The following is a 16,357-nucleotide window of genomic DNA, read 5'->3' as shown; positions in this document are numbered from 1 at the left end:
CCGGATCAGACCGAGATGTAGTGGACCAAAGTCTCCACCTCTTCGATGTCGGCTATGAATGGATTGATGGCCCCTATGGTCGATCCGAGGGCTGCCGCGGCGTAGAGCGCGCTCCCGGAGAAAAGAATGCCGCGGTCGGTGATCGGCTCCTCGTCCGCGAGAGCCATCGGCTTGCACAATCCGCCAAGCGCAGCGTAGCCGTTGCTGAGTTCGTCGGCGAGCAAATTCAACGGCATATGCTGTAACTTGGACGCCAAGAGATCGGCGGGGAACAGCACGGCGGCGGCGCAGAAACCCGTCATCGCCTGCAGCGTGCCGCCGAGCGCTGCCGATGTCTTGACCTGAGGATTGACCTGCACCGTATCGATCCAGCCGCTACCCGCATACACGAGTCCGCTCGCAACCGTGTAGAAGACCGATCCGGAATAGGCGAAGATCTTCAACGCGCCCGACGCTTCGGTCATCGGCGACGTCGTGTCGAAGGTGAGCGGCACGCTGGACACGTTGCGGATGACGTTGAGAGCGATCATCAGCCTGTCGCTGCGCAGGTAGCTCATGATGCCGGTCTTCGGCGCCTGAACCTTGAGGGCTTGTGCGATGTTCTTGTACAGGCCGGCGGTCGCCGCGACCGTCGTACCCCAGATGACATACTGTTTCCTGAACTCCGCGAAAGCGTCGGCGACGCTCGCGTCGGCCGCGTCCGACGGCCCTTGCGCCGCCAAGGCGTAGCGCTCCACGGCGCGGGGCTCCCGGGCGAGGGCGGCGCCGTCCTGCGATCCTCCGATCTGCTCAGTCGTCTCCCCGGTGATCCGCGCGAGCGGCGCGGGGCTCTGCCCCCCGCCTCCCGCCTTGGACAGGAAATGGGTGAACACGTCGGGCGATGTGAACCGGTCCGCCTGATGCACGAGGTCGAGCGACACGCCCGTCAGCCGGGCGGACTCGACGATCGGGACGGCCAGGAGCAGGGCCATCCCGTTCACCGCGGTCAGCGTCTCGCCGTTGCCGCACAAGGTCGTCACGAACCGGTAGAACCCTAACAGGAAGGGGATGTCGACCGGATCGACCAGGGCGCTCTTGATGAAGTTCAGAACGTCCTTGGCGAACTTCAGTGCGCCTTTCATCAGTGTCTTCAAAGGATCGATGATGGTCTTGATCGTGTCGACCACGAACCGGAGCAGGCCGCCGAGATCCGGCTTCTCGGCGAGCGCGCGGATGTCGTCGATGTCCTTGAGGAGGTCGCCGCCGAGGGACTTCATCGTCGGGATCATGACGTCCTCGACGAAGTCGCGTGCCAGATCGAGGATCGAGGTCACCGGATCGGCGGCCGTGCTGTTGAGCATGCCGCCGTGGTGGATCTGATACTGCGCGAATCCGCTCGGCGCGGATCGCGACGCCAGGCCCTGCGGCGTCTTCGTCACCGCCGCGCCGATGGCACCGGGACTGCCGGACGGCAGGACGGCCTTCTCGATGCGCTCCTCCAGGCCGTCGAAGGCGGCGTCCACCTTCCCGATCAGCCAGTCGATCTCCTTGTCGACGAAGGCCACGGCGGCCTCGATGCCGTTATCGACCATCCTGGTGATCACCTTGTGGACGGTCCAGATGTCGTCCCATCCGAAGAGGTGGCCCAGCCACTTCATCACGTCGATCAGGGCGACCTTGATGAGCTTGAGCACCCAGCTCAACGCTTTGTAGACCGAGCTCAGCGTCGTCAGCGCCACCGTCAGAACCTTGCCGGGCAGCCGAACGACGAATTGCAGGGCGTCCTCGACGCCGTCCTTCACCTTCTGGATGACGAAGCTGATGCCGCCTTCGAGTTCCGTCGAGGCCCCCTCGATCGCGCCGATCGCCTCGTCGACGGCGGTTTCGAGGTAGTGCAGGGCGTCGCCGGCGAGGGCCTCGAACTCGGTGAGGACGCCGCCGAGGCTCGCCATCTCCATGGCCGGATGGGGCGTGGGGTGCCAGACTCCGCCGGCGCGGTGCATCCCGACGGAGAAGCCGTCCGCGAGCGGCGTCGCGTCGACCGAGCCGTCGTGCTTGACGTCCGCGATCGCGACGAACGTCGTGCCCGACAGGGGCGCCGACATGTCCTTGGTGCCGATGCCCGCCAGCCGATTGATGTTGGCGGCCACGGCCGCGAGCTTGTCGGAGGAGATCGGCGGGACGATCGCCGTGCCGTCCGGCGCCTTCGCATTCTTGAGGTCGTCGCCGGTCTCGATCGCCCTCAGGCCCTTCTGCACCTTCCCGTTGGGATACAGGTTCACGACCTTGTCGAGGGCCGCCGACGCGATGTGGATGATCGGCGTCGCGATGTCGCCGGCGGTCGCGACGATCGTCAGGCTGCCGAGCGCGTCCGTCTTGATCCGGCAGGGCGTCTCGGAGTCGAGGCTGTAGACCATGCCGTTGATCGTGACGTAGGTCCATTCCGAGGCCGTGATGTCCATCTCGACATCGCGGACCGGGTTCCCCGCCGCGTCGTCCAGGTGGAGCCGCGAAGTGAACGTCGCGACGTCGAACAGGTAGTCGCCGGCCGGCGCCGTGATGACGCGCCTCTGCCACAGCGTCGATTTCGGGTCCTGCCAGTGGTGGGAGACGTTCAGCGCGGTATCGACGAGGAAGATCTCGTTGGCGTTGCGGGTCCGGAGGCGCAGCGGTGCGAGCCGGACCGCGGACTCGCTGAAGACGATGGGCGTGTTCCACGTGTAGTCCGCATCCGGATCATTCGGGTCCTTCGCGCCGAGGATGTAGTGGAGACGGTCGGCGCCGGCGCTCAGGGCCCAGACGGCGATTCCCCGGCTGTCCTGACGCACGATGATCTGCCGGCAATCGGTGATGCCGTCCGAGATGCGCTGCATCTTCTCCGACACGCCGCTCCGGAAGACGTAGATGCCCGTGTCGGCTCCCACGTAGACGTCCGAGGAGATCGAGAAGGGGTCCGTGTCGGTTCCGGTCGCCGTGGCGATGCAGCGATACATCATGGCCGGGATCGACGAGCCGCCCCCCGGGCTGAGATCGAAGGTGAGGCTCGGCCCGGACGAGGTCGCAAGCGTGGTGCATTCGAGCGTGCAACCGTCGCCCTCGTCGTACAGGAACCAGACGCCCTGGCCGCCCTCCTTGAAGGCGTTGGCCATCGCGGCCGGCTTCGTCACCGTCTCGGGGAAGCCGAAAGCTGTCGCCCCCGTCGCCTTCGAGGTCGCCTGGTAGTAGATGCGCTTGCCGTTCAGCGGACCCACCACGGTGAGGAGCGGGTCCATGTCGCCGTCGGACGTCCCGAGCAGGACGTCCTCGGCCGCGAAGCGCGGGTCGATGCCGCCGAGCGGCGGCCCCATCAGCGCGACGAAGGCAGACCAGGTCGCGTCGCCGAAATCGTTCGGCAGCTTGGTCGCCAGGAAGACGTCGGTCGCCGACGTGTCGGCGCGGGCGATCGCCACCGCGATGCTGATGCGCCCTTCGAGGTCCTCGACGACGTCGAAGGCCGTCGCGACCCCGTAGCCGGCGAACTGCGCGCTGAGGTCGATCTCCGCGAAGCCGTTGGAGAGGCCCGCCCTCGCCTTGATCAGGCGGAGGCGGCCGTCCGTGCCGATGCTGAAGACGACCGGATTGCCGCTCCCGTCCTGCACCACGGCGAGCTTCGTCGCCGTGGGCGAGATGGGGGAGCCCGGCAACTGGTTGTGCATCAATTCGCAGGAGACGGTCAGTTCCAGATTCGTACCGGCGAACGATCCCGCCCCGGCGACACTGACCCGATCGATGTCGGACACCGGCATGTCAGTTCTCCGTCTTGTAGGTGAGCAGCAGGGACAGGTTGGCGTCCTGATCGATCGCGGGATCCTTGAAGAAGAACGTCTGTCCGCCCGGCAGGATCAGCGCCCCGTCGATCGATTTCCCGATATTGCTCATCGCCTGAGCGGGCGATCCAAGATCGGGCACATCGATCGAAAGCAGGGATTTGAAAAGATTCGAGAAAAAATTATTATCAAGCGGCACGAGCGAGTCGAGAAATCCTCCCAATATATTGCCTATGATTTCCAGGAATTTTGCTTCACCATTTTCTCCATGATCGGTATGTTGGCTGTCGAGGGTGTAGGACATCTGTGGCAGCAGTGTCGGATTTCCGCTTTTGTCCTTGCTGGCCGTGATCGAGATGCTGCCATGCCATTTCGTCGTGGCGTTGGCCCACGCCGTTGCGTCTTCGGGCCACTCGGATTTCGAGACGTGTTTGTAGATGTAGATGGAGCCGTTCGTGATCGCGATCGTCGGTGCTGCACCACGCGCCGGGAGGTCGGCTTGGAACGTGTTGACATACTGGTCGTCGCCCGTGTCGATGTTCGAGATTCGGAACGTGAAGATTCCGTCCGACAGGCTTCTCCCCTGATCATAGCTGTTATTCTGTGAAACGGAAAGTTTGCCGGAGACCGCGTTGTAAACATCATCTTTGATCGTGTCGTAGAGCGGTTTCAGCAGGAGCGGTTCGACAAGCACCTTATGTGAGTAGATCATCTTGCCGTCGCATTGGTCGCTGGGACCGATCCAGTTGCTGTCGAAGATGCCCGGCGATGCCTGGATGCCGTCGACGCCGCCCCGCGTCGCGAGAACGAAGTTGATGTTGCTCAGGTCGGCATGGTTCGGGTCGTGATAGACCGTGAACGTCGTACCGATCGGGCGGAGCAGGGGCGGAACCTTGGAATCGGCGATGGACGCGCTCGACGTCGCCGTCGGGACGTAGCCCAAGATGAACGGGTTCGCAGCTTTTCCCGCAGCGGTTCCTTTGGCCGTGAAGATCGATAGGTAATCTCCCATGAATTCGCTGAACTGCTGCTTTATCTCATCAGGCTGTCCGTTCACGGAACACGCCGCGGCATCCGCGTAGAGGTTGGCGGAGTCGAAATCCATGAAAAGGTGATTGACGCTGAACATGCTCGGATCGAAATGCGCGAGCTGGTCTTGAACGATCCGAGGCACGTTGGCCCCGTCGATCTTTTTGAGCGCGGCAAGGTCGAGGTTGACGTCGATCGGGCAGATCCAGCCCGCCATGGGATAGGATTTCAGTGTCGCGGCTGGTCCGAACCCACTCCAGAAGTGAGCCGTCCCGCCACGAAATCGGAGATTGAACTGAACGGTCGATCCACTGCTTGTAATCTCAATCGACGGTATAAGTTCTCCATCAATATAGGATGCCGATATTTTTCCATCCGTCCTCGGAATTTCATCAAGGCTTTCGGCAACCCTGCTAATTGAATTGCCGTTACTATCCCAAGATTGATATATAATTAAATTTTGATGAACGATACCAGATTTGGTCAAGCTGAGGAGTTGATCGTTGATCGTCTTTTGCGTCAGCGAGACGACCATGTCGTACTGATCGAACACGTCGGTGTTTTTTCACCGCAAGCTCCCTCGTCTGCGGCGCGCCGGACGACGCGAAGTAGCAAATTTTAGATATCGTTCCGGCACAAAATCAATTGACAAAACAGGATCGTCTGCATATTTTTTGATTTCAAGATGTGTCTATGCAGGTCGAGATTTTAGCTTCCGTCGGTTTTGAGGATTTGCTTTCGGGCATCCCGCCTATGTCGACTTGCGTGACGTTTCAGACAACGTGCGCGCGATCGTCGAACGTCGGCTCCCAGCCTGATGCGGCGCTCGAGGCTCGACTGTACGAAAGACATGTGTTTTTCCGGCATGGGCCGAGCCGATCTCACGGCGCACCAACCTTCGCCGCAGACTTCATGCAGCCGGCCCTGTCGGATTGATGCGATGTGCGAAAACAGGGGCGGCCGACGCTGACCTTCGAGAGCAAGGTGCCTAACCCGGCTGCCGCGTGCCGACGCTGAAGCGGGCGAAGGACGGCTCGGCCTGCTGCGGCCCGGGTACGGGCGTCATAACCGCGACGCCTGCACCACACACGCGGAAGGGCCGGTTTCACCACCGGCGACAACGATCGAGCGGGCGACGAGCCGGATCCTGTCGATATTCGCGTGCGGCGTCGGCGTGCAGAAGCGCCATACTGCAGCTCGGGAGCGGGCCCGGCAACTGCTCACCTGCCTGCAAGCAGGGGGGGCGGGTCGACGGGCGTCCCCTGCGGGCCGTCTTTGGAGCCAGCCATGGACCGTGCACCGGTTCCTGGGGCTCTCGGTCTGTCCCCGCCAAGCCTTCCTCATGCGAGAGCAGCGCCCGACCGCGTTGCAACCGAGCGCTGCTCCAGACGGATTTTGTGCATATCGCACTGGTTAAATATATTTTATAACTATGATACTTCAAGCATCATTCAAAATAAAATTTATATTCCACCATCTCACAGCGTAATTTAGTACAATTTATCAAAATCGTGTTTGAAACAATCTGCCATAGCTCCTGGTTTCAACGCTTTTGCCTGTCAGCTTGAGGCCATGCCAGAAGATAAGCTGGTTGGCGGTGACCATTCTGATGCCGAGTGTCGACTCTACCTCGTCTATGATACCTACCGCTCGCTGACCGTTCCCTGCGATGAAGACGGTATCGACACGATGATCGGAGACGATCTTGCGGATCCAGCTGAACAGGCCGTCCGGCGTGATGTGGCGCTGCCCGCTCGGCAGGCCGCAGGGGCCATGGTGGACGATGTTGAAGCTCTGCTCCTCGAAATAGCGGGCCCCGGCCTGATCCAGATCGGCATCGAACCAGGGCGGATTGACAAGCGCGATTCGTCTGGAGCCGAGCGCGTCGAAGGCCGCTGCCGCCGCGAGGCAGGTCGTCGTCAACGGGATGCCTCGGGCACGTGGTGCCAGCCGCTCGACGAGTTGCTGCTCGCCGCTGCTGCCATGCTTGTACGCCGAGCTGGTGAAGGCAAGCCCGATCACGTCGAGAGGCGAGGCCGCGAGGTGCTCGACCGCATCGTCCAGATAAGGAGCATCGGCGAAGGATGCGACCGGCGCATGGGGGATCGTCTCGTCCATCTCGCCGCCCGCGCGCATCGCGGAGAAGTACAGCCTGCCGGCATGCACCGACACATTCGGCCACGCCATCGCTCCGAGTTCGCATTCCGGACCGATATCCGCATGGGGCACGATGGCGCCGAAGCGCAGGCCGGCATCCCAACCGTCCCTGCGCCACCGGCGAGGCTCGAGCGAGGCGCGAGCGGTGAGGGCGTCGTGACGGCTCATCGGACGCTCCGTTGCGCAAACTTCTGAAACGGGACCAGACCGTCATCGACGCGAAGCGCCTCGGGGCGAAGGTTTCCCCAGGTTGTCGGGTCTGCCGCGTAGAGATCGTAACTCGACCGATAGTCGAAGCCGTACGACGCGGCCTCGTCCCGGCTCGCGGCGAAATACACCTTCGAGATACCCGAGAAGAGAGAGCTCATATAGCACATGGCGCAGGGCTCGCCGGACGCCAGGAGCGTGGCGCCCGAGGTGCACTGGATGCCGTGGGTACGACAGGCATCCCTGATGGCCTCGACCTCGGCATGGGCTGTCGGATCACAGTGCAGTCGAACACGATTGACGCCGTGCCCGAGAACGGTTCCGTGCCGATCGAGAACGAAAGCCGTGAATGGGATGCCGCCCTTGTCGACATGCTCGATCGAATAAGCGACGGTCTCCTTCATGCGCTCTGTCAGCCGTGAAGGTGGGAGATTTTGCATGGAATTTATCCGATCATTTAAAATGCTATGACATCTTGAAATTTTTTGTTTTCAGGCTCGCGCTGTCGGCGAGCTTCAGCCAGACGACGCCGACGATGATGACGCCAAGCCAGAACGCCTGAACCAGCGTCAACGGCTGATCCAAGATGAAGGCGCCCAGGATCGCAGCTCCGACGGAGCCGATCCCCGCCCACACCGCATAGCCGATCCCGACATCGATCGTCCGCAGGGCGACGCTCAGGCAGTACAGCGTCAGCAGGAAGAAGACGAAAGCCGATATCGACCACGGCAGGACGGTGAAGGCTTTGCTGCCGCCGACGCTCAAGGCGTACCCGACTTCGAAGGCGCCGGCGAGCAGGAGCATCGCCCAGCTCCGGCCGGGGCTCGGGTTCTCGGTGGTTGTCGACATCTGAATCCTCCAATGTACGAGCGTGTGTCGAGGAAGCCGATCACGGCTCGTCATGCAACAAGTTGCAGAAACAGAGATCAGGAGCATCGTTCGACTGCGGCGCGACCGCGCGATACTCCGGTGCCGGCCTTCGAGAGGCCAGCCGGGGTGGGTCACGCGGCGCCGCTGAGCCGCAGGCCGACCACGCCCCCGATGACGAGAGCGATGCCGACGATCTTCATCATGCCGAGCTTTTGCCCGAAGAAGATCGCGCCCAGTATGGTGATCCCGACGCCTGCAACCGAGGTCCAGATCGCATATCCCACTCCGACGTCGAACGTCAGCAGCGCGAGGCTGAGGAAGAAGGTGGCGATCGCGCCGCTCACCAATGTCGCGATGGTCCAGCGCAGATCGGTGAAGCCTTTGGCCTTGCCGGCGGCGATACCGACGGCGATCTCGAAGATGACGGCGATGGCGAGGTATAACCAGCTCATGATGTCTCTCCTGCTTGTCGCTGCGGGTGCGGCAACATTGATATATCCATGCTTTATGTATGCCATGATGGATGTTAGTCTTTTATTTTATAAATTGTACTATGATGAAAACTTATCAGGAATGTTTTGCAAGCAAAATCGCCGACTTCAATTCATCGACCGTCGGCATCCCACGGAACACCTGCTCGCCGACGACGATGGTCGGTACGGACGTGATGGCCATGTCCTCGCGGGCGTGCCGCAGGGCCTCCCGATGGCTCTGCTCATACGTGCCCTCGTCGAGGGCCTTCCTCACCTCGTTCCGATCGAGCCCGGCCTCCGCGGCGAGTTCGACGAGGACGTCCGGATCGCCGATGTTGCGGTCCTCCTGGAAGAAGGCGCGGAGGACGCCCAGAGAGTAGGCGTGCCCGGCACCCCGCTCCTTGGCGAGCGCCAGAACCTCGAACGCCTTGGCGGTCCGCGGCTGCGGCGACCATGACGGCAGCCGGATCGGAATGCCGAGTCGCGCCGCGATCGGATAGACGGATCGCTGCCAGATCGCCGGAAGGTAGGGATCTTCGACCCGCAAGGTCGGAACGGGTTCGGGACGGAGTTCGAAGGCGCGCCACTCGATCTCGACCGGCAGGTCACCGATCGCGTCCTGGACGACCTTCTCCGCCAGCAGGCAGTAAGGGCAAACGTAATCGGTGTAGATCGCGATCTTACGCATCGACCCGCCTCGTGCTCGCGCAAGCCGCCGCGACCTCGCCGGCCGTGTGGCGCGCCGGCCGGCCTCTCGCCGATCGCTCCCGCGGGACGTATCCGTCCGGCGAGATCATCTTGGGATGATGCTGAGCCACCAGCCGGAGGATGGCGTCCGCCGTCGGGTTGTCGAACCGGATCGGGTCCGACAGGAATCGCATCGTTCCGCCCTCGTGGTAGGGCTGCTCGATCGCTGCGCGTCGACCGTCGAACTCGAGCGGCTGGATCCCGTACATCTTGCAGGTCAGCTTGTTGAAGACCGGCGCTGCCTTGAGCCACTCCCCACCCACGTTGACCTCGTTGTACCAATGCAGGAAGACATCTCCGCCGACGAGGGCCTCGATCGCCGACGAGGTGACGTGGTTCCGGACCGTCGCGGCGAGAACCCGGCAAGGGATGCCGGCCGTCCGGCACGCCGCGGCATAGATGAGGGCCTTGTGGAGGCAGAAGCCCCGGCCGGCGGCAATCGCCAGGCTGGCGGAGATGCGACTGCCGAGATAGGTACCGAAGATCTCGTAGAAGATCTCGTCTTTGACGGCGTAGTACAGAGCCACGGCGATCGATCGATCGTCGAGGCGCACCCCCCTCAGCGCCCGGTCGACGAAGGCCTGGACCGCCTCGTCGTCGCAATCGAGGACCGCGCAGGGTGCGAAGGGTTCGATCGAGGGAACCGGGAATGCGCGCGAGGCAAGAGGCGAGTAGCGGCTGCCTATCATAGATTGACCCCCAGCAAGGCTGCAATGCGTCCGCGTTGTATATCGTTCGTTCCGGAGTAGATCGGACCGGCGACTGCACTCGCCAGGTCGGCGTCGAGCTTGGTCTCCGACAGGATGCCCCTGCCGCCGTGGATCTGTATCGCGTCGAGAGCGCTCGCAACGGCGGACTCACCGACGAAGATCTTGGCGATCGCGATGTCGCTCGCGATGTCGTCGTTGCTTCGGATCTTGTCGGCAACATAGTAGAGCCATTTCTGGCTCAATTCATACCTGATCTTCATGTCGGCAAGGCGATTGGAGACCGCCTGGAAGCTTCCGATGTTGGCACCGAACTGTCTGCGGTGGTTGGCGTAGGCGACGCATGTGTCCAGCCGCCGTCGCATCTCCCCGACCGTGATGGCGAAGGCGAACAGGATTTCGCGCTTCATATCGCATAAAGATGCTTGCTCATGCAAATTCCTGCTTCGAGTTGAACCTGGATCGCACGCCGATCCGGCTTTCCCGTCGGGGTTCGGGGAATGGGAGCCGCATCGACCGTGAAGCGATGCGGCAGCGCCGTGCGCGGCAAATGATCGGCACAGTGGCGACGGAGGGCGAGGGCCGTGACGGCCGCATCCTCGTCGATTTGCACCGACGCATGGAGGATGGACCCGTCGCCGGCAGAATCCCGCAGGGGACTGACGACGGCGGCCCGCACGGATGGATGCCGCTCGAGAGCGATCTCGATATCCCTCAGGTTCGTGCGGACACCCCGCACCTTGATGTTGAGATCCTTCCGTCCGAGCAGGACGAGGGCTCCGTCCTCGTCTCGCCGAACCACGTCGCCGGCTCGATAGAACGAGCAATCGTCGTGTCGATAAAACGAAGCGCCGGTCCTTTCCTTATTCGTGTATCCCAGGGCAGCGAAGGGCGTCGAAGTATGCAATTCGCCGACGCCCGCCCCCTCGAGGTCGTATCCTTCATCCGTGACGATGCGATAACGGGTTCCTTCGATCGGACGACCTATCGGAAATCTGTCAATCGTGCCGAAATCAGCAGAGCTTGTGCTGAATATGAAGCTGTCGTTCGTTTCCGTGGATCCGTAGACGTTGTGGCAGCGCGACCGGGGGAAGTGCTCGGCGATCAACCGTCTCAGATCCCCGCTCGACGCCTCGCCGGTGACGATCAGATCCGATGGAGCGGGAAGAGGGCAGTCCGCGCCCTGGAGGAGCAAGCGATAGAGAAGCGGAACCCCCTCCAGCAGATGAGGGCGATGCTCCCGTATCATGTCCCGGAGCAGGCGCCCGTCTACCGCCTCCCGGGCGGAGACCGCGATCACGGTCGCCCCGGCGTGGAGGGCCGCCCAGATCTCGAGCAGGCTCAAGTCGAAGTTCAACGGCGCGTAGCTGAAAACACGACGTCCCGTGCTCAGCGCGAACTGCGTCTCCCCCCATGCGAAGAAGCGGGACAACCCTGCGTCGGACAGGAGAACGCCCTTCGGAACACCCGTGCTTCCCGAAGTCGTGAGGATGAGAGGTCCCGCCCCGCTCGGGGGAACACGGCCGGAGTCCGACATCGCCGCCCCGCCGCAAGCCTCGAGGGCGAGACGCTCGGCGTCGACATGAGCCTCTGCAACGACGTTCGCCTCTCGATAGACCGCGAATTTCGCCGTCGAACCCAGGTTGTCGGGGGCGATGAGAGTCGTATGCCCGAGGCGATTGAGCGCGATGACAGCCGAAAGTCGTTCCGGTTCCTTTCCGGATCGAAGCGCGACCACGCTTCCCGGGGGAAGACCTGAGGTTGCGAGGTGACGTTCCGCGCGAACGGTCATGTCTTGCAACGTCTCGAAGCTGATGCGGCAGTCCCGGTAGATCAGTGCCGTTGTGCCCGGTTGCACGCAGGCCCAATGGCGCAAGCGATGCGAAAGTATGCCGTCCGTCATGCACCACCCTCGACCCACCGGAACCCAGCAGATATTTGCATGCGCAATCACATACATGGACGGTGACCTGCGTGTCAACACTGCAAACGGCGAGAATTATGAAAACTGGACGACAGTATCGCCGAATGACGGCCTACGAATAAAATTCTATCGCCATGCCGGTTTCAAAGACGATTTTTTGAGGGCGCTCAAATCATATCTAGCAGTCGATCGAGATTGTATTTTTTCAGATTTTTTGAAAGATCGCTTTCATAGAGTGTCGAGGCTATTATTAATTTCTCTCGACCTAATTTTGTAATAACGCAGTACACCCCCCTTTTGTCGCTCGGGCATGTATCGCGTACCGTTAGGCCCATTTTTTCTAACTTATCGGTCATTCGGGAAATAGAACTTTGTTTTAATCCTAGCTTTTGCGCAAGGTCTTGCATGCGTAACTCGGAATTGCTTGCATCTGATAGATGCTTGAGCGCGCGGTACTCATTCAATCCGAGCCCGTGACGAAACTCTAGATTGTGTGCGAGAGCGGCCTCGATGTCGGATATCGAGCGCGTCAAGCGTTCCCATTTCTCATGCTTCCCACCCATAAAAACCGGCTCTCCGATAGCTTAAACATCGATAATAGCATTAGATGCTTGTACACACAAGCATCGGAACGGGAAGCGGCGCGCCGAGACAAGCAAGACGGTAAAGCGGGCCGAGACCGAGATCCGCGACCCCTTGCGGTGGGCGCTGCCGGCGCATCGCGTGTCCCGCCGGGTCTCTCCTGACGCCGCGGCGCCGTTCGAGCCGCGAGATTTTACCGCAATTTCCGCGACGAACCGGCAGCCACTGCGTCGCAAGCCGCACGACGGGTTCCGGCGGACGCGCAACCGTTTCGGGCGCAATAACCCCCGACTTCGTGGTGATCGATTCGGAGAGCGCCGCGACACCGCGGCGATCCGCTTCAACCCGGCGATCCGGCATGGCGCGCTCCCGCGCGGCCTCGCCTGACCCCCGCCGACGCGGCGTGAACCGCCATCGGCTTCCTGTACGCTCATCCGGAACCCTCCCATCCGCTCCGGAGGCAGGTCATCGCACTCGCACGCGCCATCCTCGACGCGCAGGCACTGGCGGCCGGCGCGGACGGAGCCCGGCGTCTCTCCCCCTCGCCTGAACGGGTGCCCCTGTACGATGCATGCGGCGGATCGGTCGGACCTGGGCTATTTTCGGACGCAGCGAACCGCCCGATGGGGCTGCGTCCCACCCGCACGAATGGGCGCGTGTTCATCGATCACGGATTGGATCACATCGAGCTGACCCGACCCCTCGACCGGGGGCAGCCCGTCACCCATGGCATCGAACACCTGTCGCCCTCGTCCCCGGCCCGCATGTCCCGGGGGGAGGGCAGGCCGCCCTCGAAGGGAAGAGCGCTCGGACCGAGACGTGTGATACGGCTTCCGGAAGATTCCTTCCGGACGCCGTATCACCAGCCCGCGCGGCGCGTGAGCGAAGCCGATTTCCGCATCGCGAAGCGATCAATCGGAAATCGTATGAATGCGATTAGCGCAGGAGGAGGAGGGCTACGACGCGGACCGCATGACGGCAGGAAACCGACCCGAGGGGCGCACCATGTCGAGACGGGACGCTCGTCAGGCCGGCGGCCCCAGGGCTGCGCAGCGGAAGGCGCCGTAGCCGGATTGTGCCAGGCGTTCGGCGAGCGCCGGCAGGACGGTGTCGGCCTCCTCGCGCAGGGTCCAGGGCGGGTTGACCACGATGAGCCCGCTGCCGCTCAAACGGGTCGGGTCGGGCCGGTGGATCAGGAGGTCGAGGCGTAAGGCGGGTCGGGGCAGCGCCGCGTCGAGGGTGGCGGCCAGCCGGTCGATCACGGCCACGTCCTTGATCGGGTACCAGGCGAGGTAGGTGCCGGTCGCCCATTTCCCCACCGCCTTCAGCAGCTCGCGGCCCAGCCGCTCGACCTCGCCCGGCACCTCGTAGGGTGGGTCGATGAGCACCAGGCCGCGGCGCTCCTTCGGGGGGATGAGGGCGGGGAGCGCGGTCCAGCCGTCCAGGGCCAGCACCTTGGTGCGGGAATCCTGGTTGTAGCGGGCATGCAGCACCGCGCCGTCGGCCGGGTGCAATTCCACGAACACGCCCTGGTCGCCGGGGCGCAGGAACTCGCGGATCAGGGCCGGCGAGCCCGGATAGATCGTGGCGCCGTGGCGCGCCCGGACGGACGCCACCGCCGCGCGATAGGGGGCGAGCAGCGCCTCGGCCGCGCCGGGGAAGGGCGCATCGAGCCGGCCGATGCCGTCGTGCCACTCCCCGGTGCGCCCGGCCTCGTCGGCGGTGAGGTCGTAGAAGCCGAGGCCGGCATGGGTGTCGATCGCCCGGAACGGCGTCGCCTTGCGCTGGAGATGCGCCAGCACCCGGGTCAGCACCCAGTGCTTGAGCACGTCGGCGTGGTTGCCGGCGTGGAAGGCGTGGCGGTAATTCACGGGTCCTACGGTCCTCGTCTCGCCGTCCCGCATGAGAATCGGCGCGGGAAGCCCTATCATCATCGCATGCGCCGCGACGAGGTCCTTGCCGGCTTGAAGTCCACCGAGCCCGTGTTGCGGGCGATCGGGGTTGCCGCGCTCTAGCTGTTCGGCTCCCATGCCCGGGACGAGGCCCAGGAGGATTCGGATATCGACGCGTTCGTCGATCCTGCGCCCGGTGTCGCGTTCGGCTTCCTGCCTGTCATGGCAGCCTACGAGGCGATCGAGGCGGCGGTCGGAGGACGGGTCGATTACGGCACGCCCAGCGGCCTACATCCAGGTTTGCGCCCGCAGATCGAGCGGGATGCGGTCAGGGTGTTCCGATGGTCTTCGGACGCCGTAACCGACAGGGCATATCCCACCCACAACCTCATCCTGAGGTGTCAGAGCATTTTCGACGAGGTGGATGCCGGTTCGTCGCAGAAAATGCGGCACAATCAAAAACCGAGAGAGCTTCGCGATTGCAACACGATCGTGAAGTGCTCTAGCCGGTCGGGGATCGGCTGACCTCGAAGGAGGCCTCCAGGGATCGCAGAGGCTTCTGGAGCCCTCCTTCGAGGCTCCTTGCGGTCGAATGCGATCGTCGATCGCCAGCGCCCCAGGATGAGGTGGTGGGTAGGATATCCCCCCAATAATCTCAAGTATTTTTCAGAAATTGCTGCTCAAACAGGCTCTCAGGATGAGGTGGTGAATTGGATCGGCAGCGCCCCTTACCGCCCCGCCCCCACCGTCACCTCCCCGGCGCGGCAGTTCTGGCGCGCCACCTCGGGGCAGGCGGTGAAGCCGCGCAGGTCCTTGGTGAAGCAGATCCGCACCTCCTCGAGCCGGCCCGCCTTGCAGGTGACCGACATCATGTCCGGGCGCAGGCCCGGATTGGCGGCGACGAACTGGCGGGCGATGTCGATGGGGGCGGCGCGCAGGTCTTCCCTGGGGGCCGACAGGGCGGCGGGAATCGTCACCGCCGCGCGGGCCTTGGCGGTCGCGCGGAAATAGGCGGCCGGGTCGAGGCCCGAGCAGGTGCCGTGCTGGCGCCATTCGTGCCGGGCCAGGCCCTCGCTCGGGAAGACGCCCTCGGCCTCGGCGAGCGCCGGGCGGCTCGGGCTGCGGGAAAATGCGCCGCACTCGCTCGGGAAGCCGCGGTCGTATTGCGGCCACAGGCCGTGGACCACGAAGCCCGGGTTGCGGCCGGTGTCGCATTGCCGGTCGTTCCGCCGCTCGCCGGTCAGCGCGCAATAGGTCGGCGACCAGGACAGCGCCAGGACGTAGAAGTCGAACGAGCCCGGCTCGCCCCCGCGCCCCTGCGCGGCGGCGGGGCCGGCGGCGAGAGAGCCCGCGACGCTCGCCGCGAGGAGAAGACCGGCGAGGGCGCGCATCAGGGCCGGGCCTCGCGGCAGGACGACGCCGAGGCGTAGGCATAGGCGAGGTTGCGGTCGAGGCCGTGGACGCAGAACTCGACGCCGTAGGTCGCCCCGATGATGCCGAGGCTCTCACGCACCGAGTAATCCACCCGCCGGCGGATTCCGTCCGAGGTGGTGGCGACCGCGGTGCAGAAGCGGCGCGGGTAGAAGTCGAGGCCCCAGGGCCGCCAGGCGGTGCGCTCGATGCTGTCGTAGGCCGCGATCGTCAGCGTCGAGTTCCAGAACTTCGCCTCCTTCTCGGCGAACTGGTAGGTGATCTTCTCCAGCACGCCGGCATCCTGGCAGCCGGGGATCTGGGCGTCGAACGGGAACTCGCGCTCCTCGGCCGGGGCGATCTCCTGGCGGGCCGAGCGGGCCTGCGCGGCGGACAGGCCGGCGGCGGTGAGCCCCAGCAGGAGGGCGGCGAGAAGGGGTGTCTTGCGAGGGGGTGTCTTGCGCATGGGCCGGTCCCTGGGCCCGGGCGGCGCCCGCGCGAAGGCGGCACCCTGGTCCCCGGGCGAATGACGGTTGCTCTCTCGAACCTGACACCAAGCCTCCGCATGCGCCAA

At 63.6% G+C, this 16,357-nt stretch carries 15 protein-coding genes; 1 reads left to right on the top strand and 14 read right to left on the bottom strand.

Annotated elements, in window-relative coordinates:
* Nucleotides 1-5 precede the first annotated feature (5 nt).
* From AC3AOF_RS05235 to AC3AOF_RS05180, 12 genes are all read right to left on the bottom strand, one after another.
* Nucleotides 6-3,764, bottom strand: coding sequence for a hypothetical protein (locus AC3AOF_RS05235; RefSeq protein ID WP_488347869.1), 3,759 nt, complete (start codon nt 3,762-3,764; stop codon nt 6-8).
* 1 nt (nt 3,765) lies between these two features.
* Nucleotides 3,766-5,367 carry a hypothetical protein gene (locus AC3AOF_RS05230; RefSeq protein ID WP_488347868.1) on the bottom strand — a complete coding sequence of 534 codons (1,602 nt, stop codon included), beginning with the start codon at nt 5,365-5,367 and terminating at the stop codon, nt 3,766-3,768.
* Between the two features lie 950 nt (nt 5,368-6,317).
* Nucleotides 6,318-7,139, bottom strand: a complete 822-nt coding sequence (locus AC3AOF_RS05225; protein ID WP_488347867.1) for a maleate cis-trans isomerase family protein — start codon at nt 7,137-7,139, stop codon at nt 6,318-6,320.
* Nucleotides 7,136-7,582 (bottom strand): nucleoside deaminase, encoded by a 447-nt coding sequence (locus AC3AOF_RS05220; protein WP_488347866.1) that lies wholly within the window; start codon nt 7,580-7,582, stop codon nt 7,136-7,138. The genes AC3AOF_RS05225 and AC3AOF_RS05220 overlap by 4 nt, the downstream gene beginning before the upstream one ends.
* Before the next feature lie 61 nt (nt 7,583-7,643).
* Entirely contained in the window at nt 7,644-8,027 is a 384-nt protein-coding gene (locus tag AC3AOF_RS05215; RefSeq protein WP_488347865.1) for a DMT family transporter, read from the bottom strand.
* A gap of 152 nt (nt 8,028-8,179) precedes the next feature.
* A complete protein-coding gene (locus AC3AOF_RS05210) occupies nt 8,180-8,566 on the bottom strand; it encodes a DMT family transporter (RefSeq protein WP_488347864.1) in 387 nt (128 codons plus the stop codon).
* A gap of 49 nt (nt 8,567-8,615) precedes the next feature.
* Nucleotides 8,616-9,209 carry a DsbA family oxidoreductase gene (locus tag AC3AOF_RS05205; protein ID WP_488347863.1) on the bottom strand — a complete coding sequence of 198 codons (594 nt, stop codon included), beginning with the start codon at nt 9,207-9,209 and terminating at the stop codon, nt 8,616-8,618.
* Entirely contained in the window at nt 9,202-9,957 is a 756-nt protein-coding gene (locus tag AC3AOF_RS05200) for a transglutaminase-like domain-containing protein (RefSeq protein ID WP_488347862.1), read from the bottom strand. The genes AC3AOF_RS05205 and AC3AOF_RS05200 overlap by 8 nt, the downstream gene beginning before the upstream one ends.
* On the bottom strand, nt 9,954-10,385 hold the full coding sequence (locus AC3AOF_RS05195) for an acyl-CoA dehydrogenase family protein (protein WP_488347861.1): 432 nt from the start codon (nt 10,383-10,385) through the stop codon (nt 9,954-9,956). Before AC3AOF_RS05195 ends, AC3AOF_RS05200 begins: the two co-directional genes overlap by 4 nt.
* Complete coding sequence (locus AC3AOF_RS05190) at nt 10,382-11,878, bottom strand: AMP-binding protein (protein WP_488347860.1); 1,497 nt, start codon at nt 11,876-11,878, stop codon at nt 10,382-10,384. The genes AC3AOF_RS05195 and AC3AOF_RS05190 overlap by 4 nt, the downstream gene beginning before the upstream one ends.
* Nucleotides 11,879-12,066: 188 nt before the next feature.
* Nucleotides 12,067-12,462: a MarR family winged helix-turn-helix transcriptional regulator gene (locus tag AC3AOF_RS05185; RefSeq protein ID WP_236991791.1), complete on the bottom strand. Its 396-nt coding sequence runs from the start codon at nt 12,460-12,462 to the stop codon at nt 12,067-12,069.
* Between the two features lie 1,044 nt (nt 12,463-13,506).
* Nucleotides 13,507-14,352, bottom strand: coding sequence for a 23S rRNA (adenine(2030)-N(6))-methyltransferase RlmJ (locus tag AC3AOF_RS05180; RefSeq protein ID WP_236992880.1), 846 nt, complete (start codon nt 14,350-14,352; stop codon nt 13,507-13,509).
* A 144-nt stretch (nt 14,353-14,496) separates the two neighbouring features.
* Between AC3AOF_RS05180 and AC3AOF_RS05175 the strand changes: the two genes are divergently transcribed.
* Nucleotides 14,497-14,898 carry a nucleotidyltransferase family protein gene (locus tag AC3AOF_RS05175; RefSeq protein WP_488348960.1) on the top strand — a complete coding sequence of 134 codons (402 nt, stop codon included), beginning with the start codon at nt 14,497-14,499 and terminating at the stop codon, nt 14,896-14,898.
* A 203-nt stretch (nt 14,899-15,101) separates the two neighbouring features.
* Here AC3AOF_RS05175 and AC3AOF_RS05170 read toward each other — a convergent pair whose 3' ends face one another.
* Entirely contained in the window at nt 15,102-15,764 is a 663-nt protein-coding gene (locus AC3AOF_RS05170; protein WP_236991794.1) for a ribonuclease T2 family protein, read from the bottom strand.
* The gene (locus tag AC3AOF_RS05165; protein ID WP_236991795.1) at nt 15,764-16,249 is read right to left on the bottom strand and encodes a hypothetical protein; all 486 of its coding nucleotides are present in this window, start codon (nt 16,247-16,249) and stop codon (nt 15,764-15,766) included. The genes AC3AOF_RS05170 and AC3AOF_RS05165 overlap by 1 nt, the downstream gene beginning before the upstream one ends.
* Nucleotides 16,250-16,357: the final 108 nt, after the last annotated feature.

Source organism: Methylobacterium sp. 142-1Y (assembly GCF_057747795.1).
Note: the sequence above shows the minus strand (reverse complement) of the source record. Positions and strands in the feature narration are given on the sequence as shown.

Coding starts and splice junctions, on each gene's coding strand:
- AC3AOF_RS05225 (WP_488347867.1), bottom strand. CDS start 7,139: ATGAGCCGTCACGACGCCCTCACCGCTCGCGCCTCGCTCGAGCCTCGC.
- AC3AOF_RS05185 (WP_236991791.1), bottom strand. CDS start 12,462: ATGGGTGGGAAGCATGAGAAATGGGAACGCTTGACGCGCTCGATATCC.
- AC3AOF_RS05215 (WP_488347865.1), bottom strand. CDS start 8,027: ATGTCGACAACCACCGAGAACCCGAGCCCCGGCCGGAGCTGGGCGATG.
- AC3AOF_RS05170 (WP_236991794.1), bottom strand. CDS start 15,764: ATGCGCGCCCTCGCCGGTCTTCTCCTCGCGGCGAGCGTCGCGGGCTCT.
- AC3AOF_RS05205 (WP_488347863.1), bottom strand. CDS start 9,209: ATGCGTAAGATCGCGATCTACACCGATTACGTTTGCCCTTACTGCCTG.
- AC3AOF_RS05165 (WP_236991795.1), bottom strand. CDS start 16,249: ATGCGCAAGACACCCCCTCGCAAGACACCCCTTCTCGCCGCCCTCCTG.
- AC3AOF_RS05220 (WP_488347866.1), bottom strand. CDS start 7,582: ATGAAGGAGACCGTCGCTTATTCGATCGAGCATGTCGACAAGGGCGGC.
- AC3AOF_RS05190 (WP_488347860.1), bottom strand. CDS start 11,878: ATGACGGACGGCATACTTTCGCATCGCTTGCGCCATTGGGCCTGCGTG.
- AC3AOF_RS05210 (WP_488347864.1), bottom strand. CDS start 8,566: ATGGCATACATAAAGCATGGATATATCAATGTTGCCGCACCCGCAGCG.
- AC3AOF_RS05235 (WP_488347869.1), bottom strand. CDS start 3,764: ATGCCGGTGTCCGACATCGATCGGGTCAGTGTCGCCGGGGCGGGATCG.
- AC3AOF_RS05195 (WP_488347861.1), bottom strand. CDS start 10,385: ATGAAGCGCGAAATCCTGTTCGCCTTCGCCATCACGGTCGGGGAGATG.
- AC3AOF_RS05200 (WP_488347862.1), bottom strand. CDS start 9,957: ATGATAGGCAGCCGCTACTCGCCTCTTGCCTCGCGCGCATTCCCGGTT.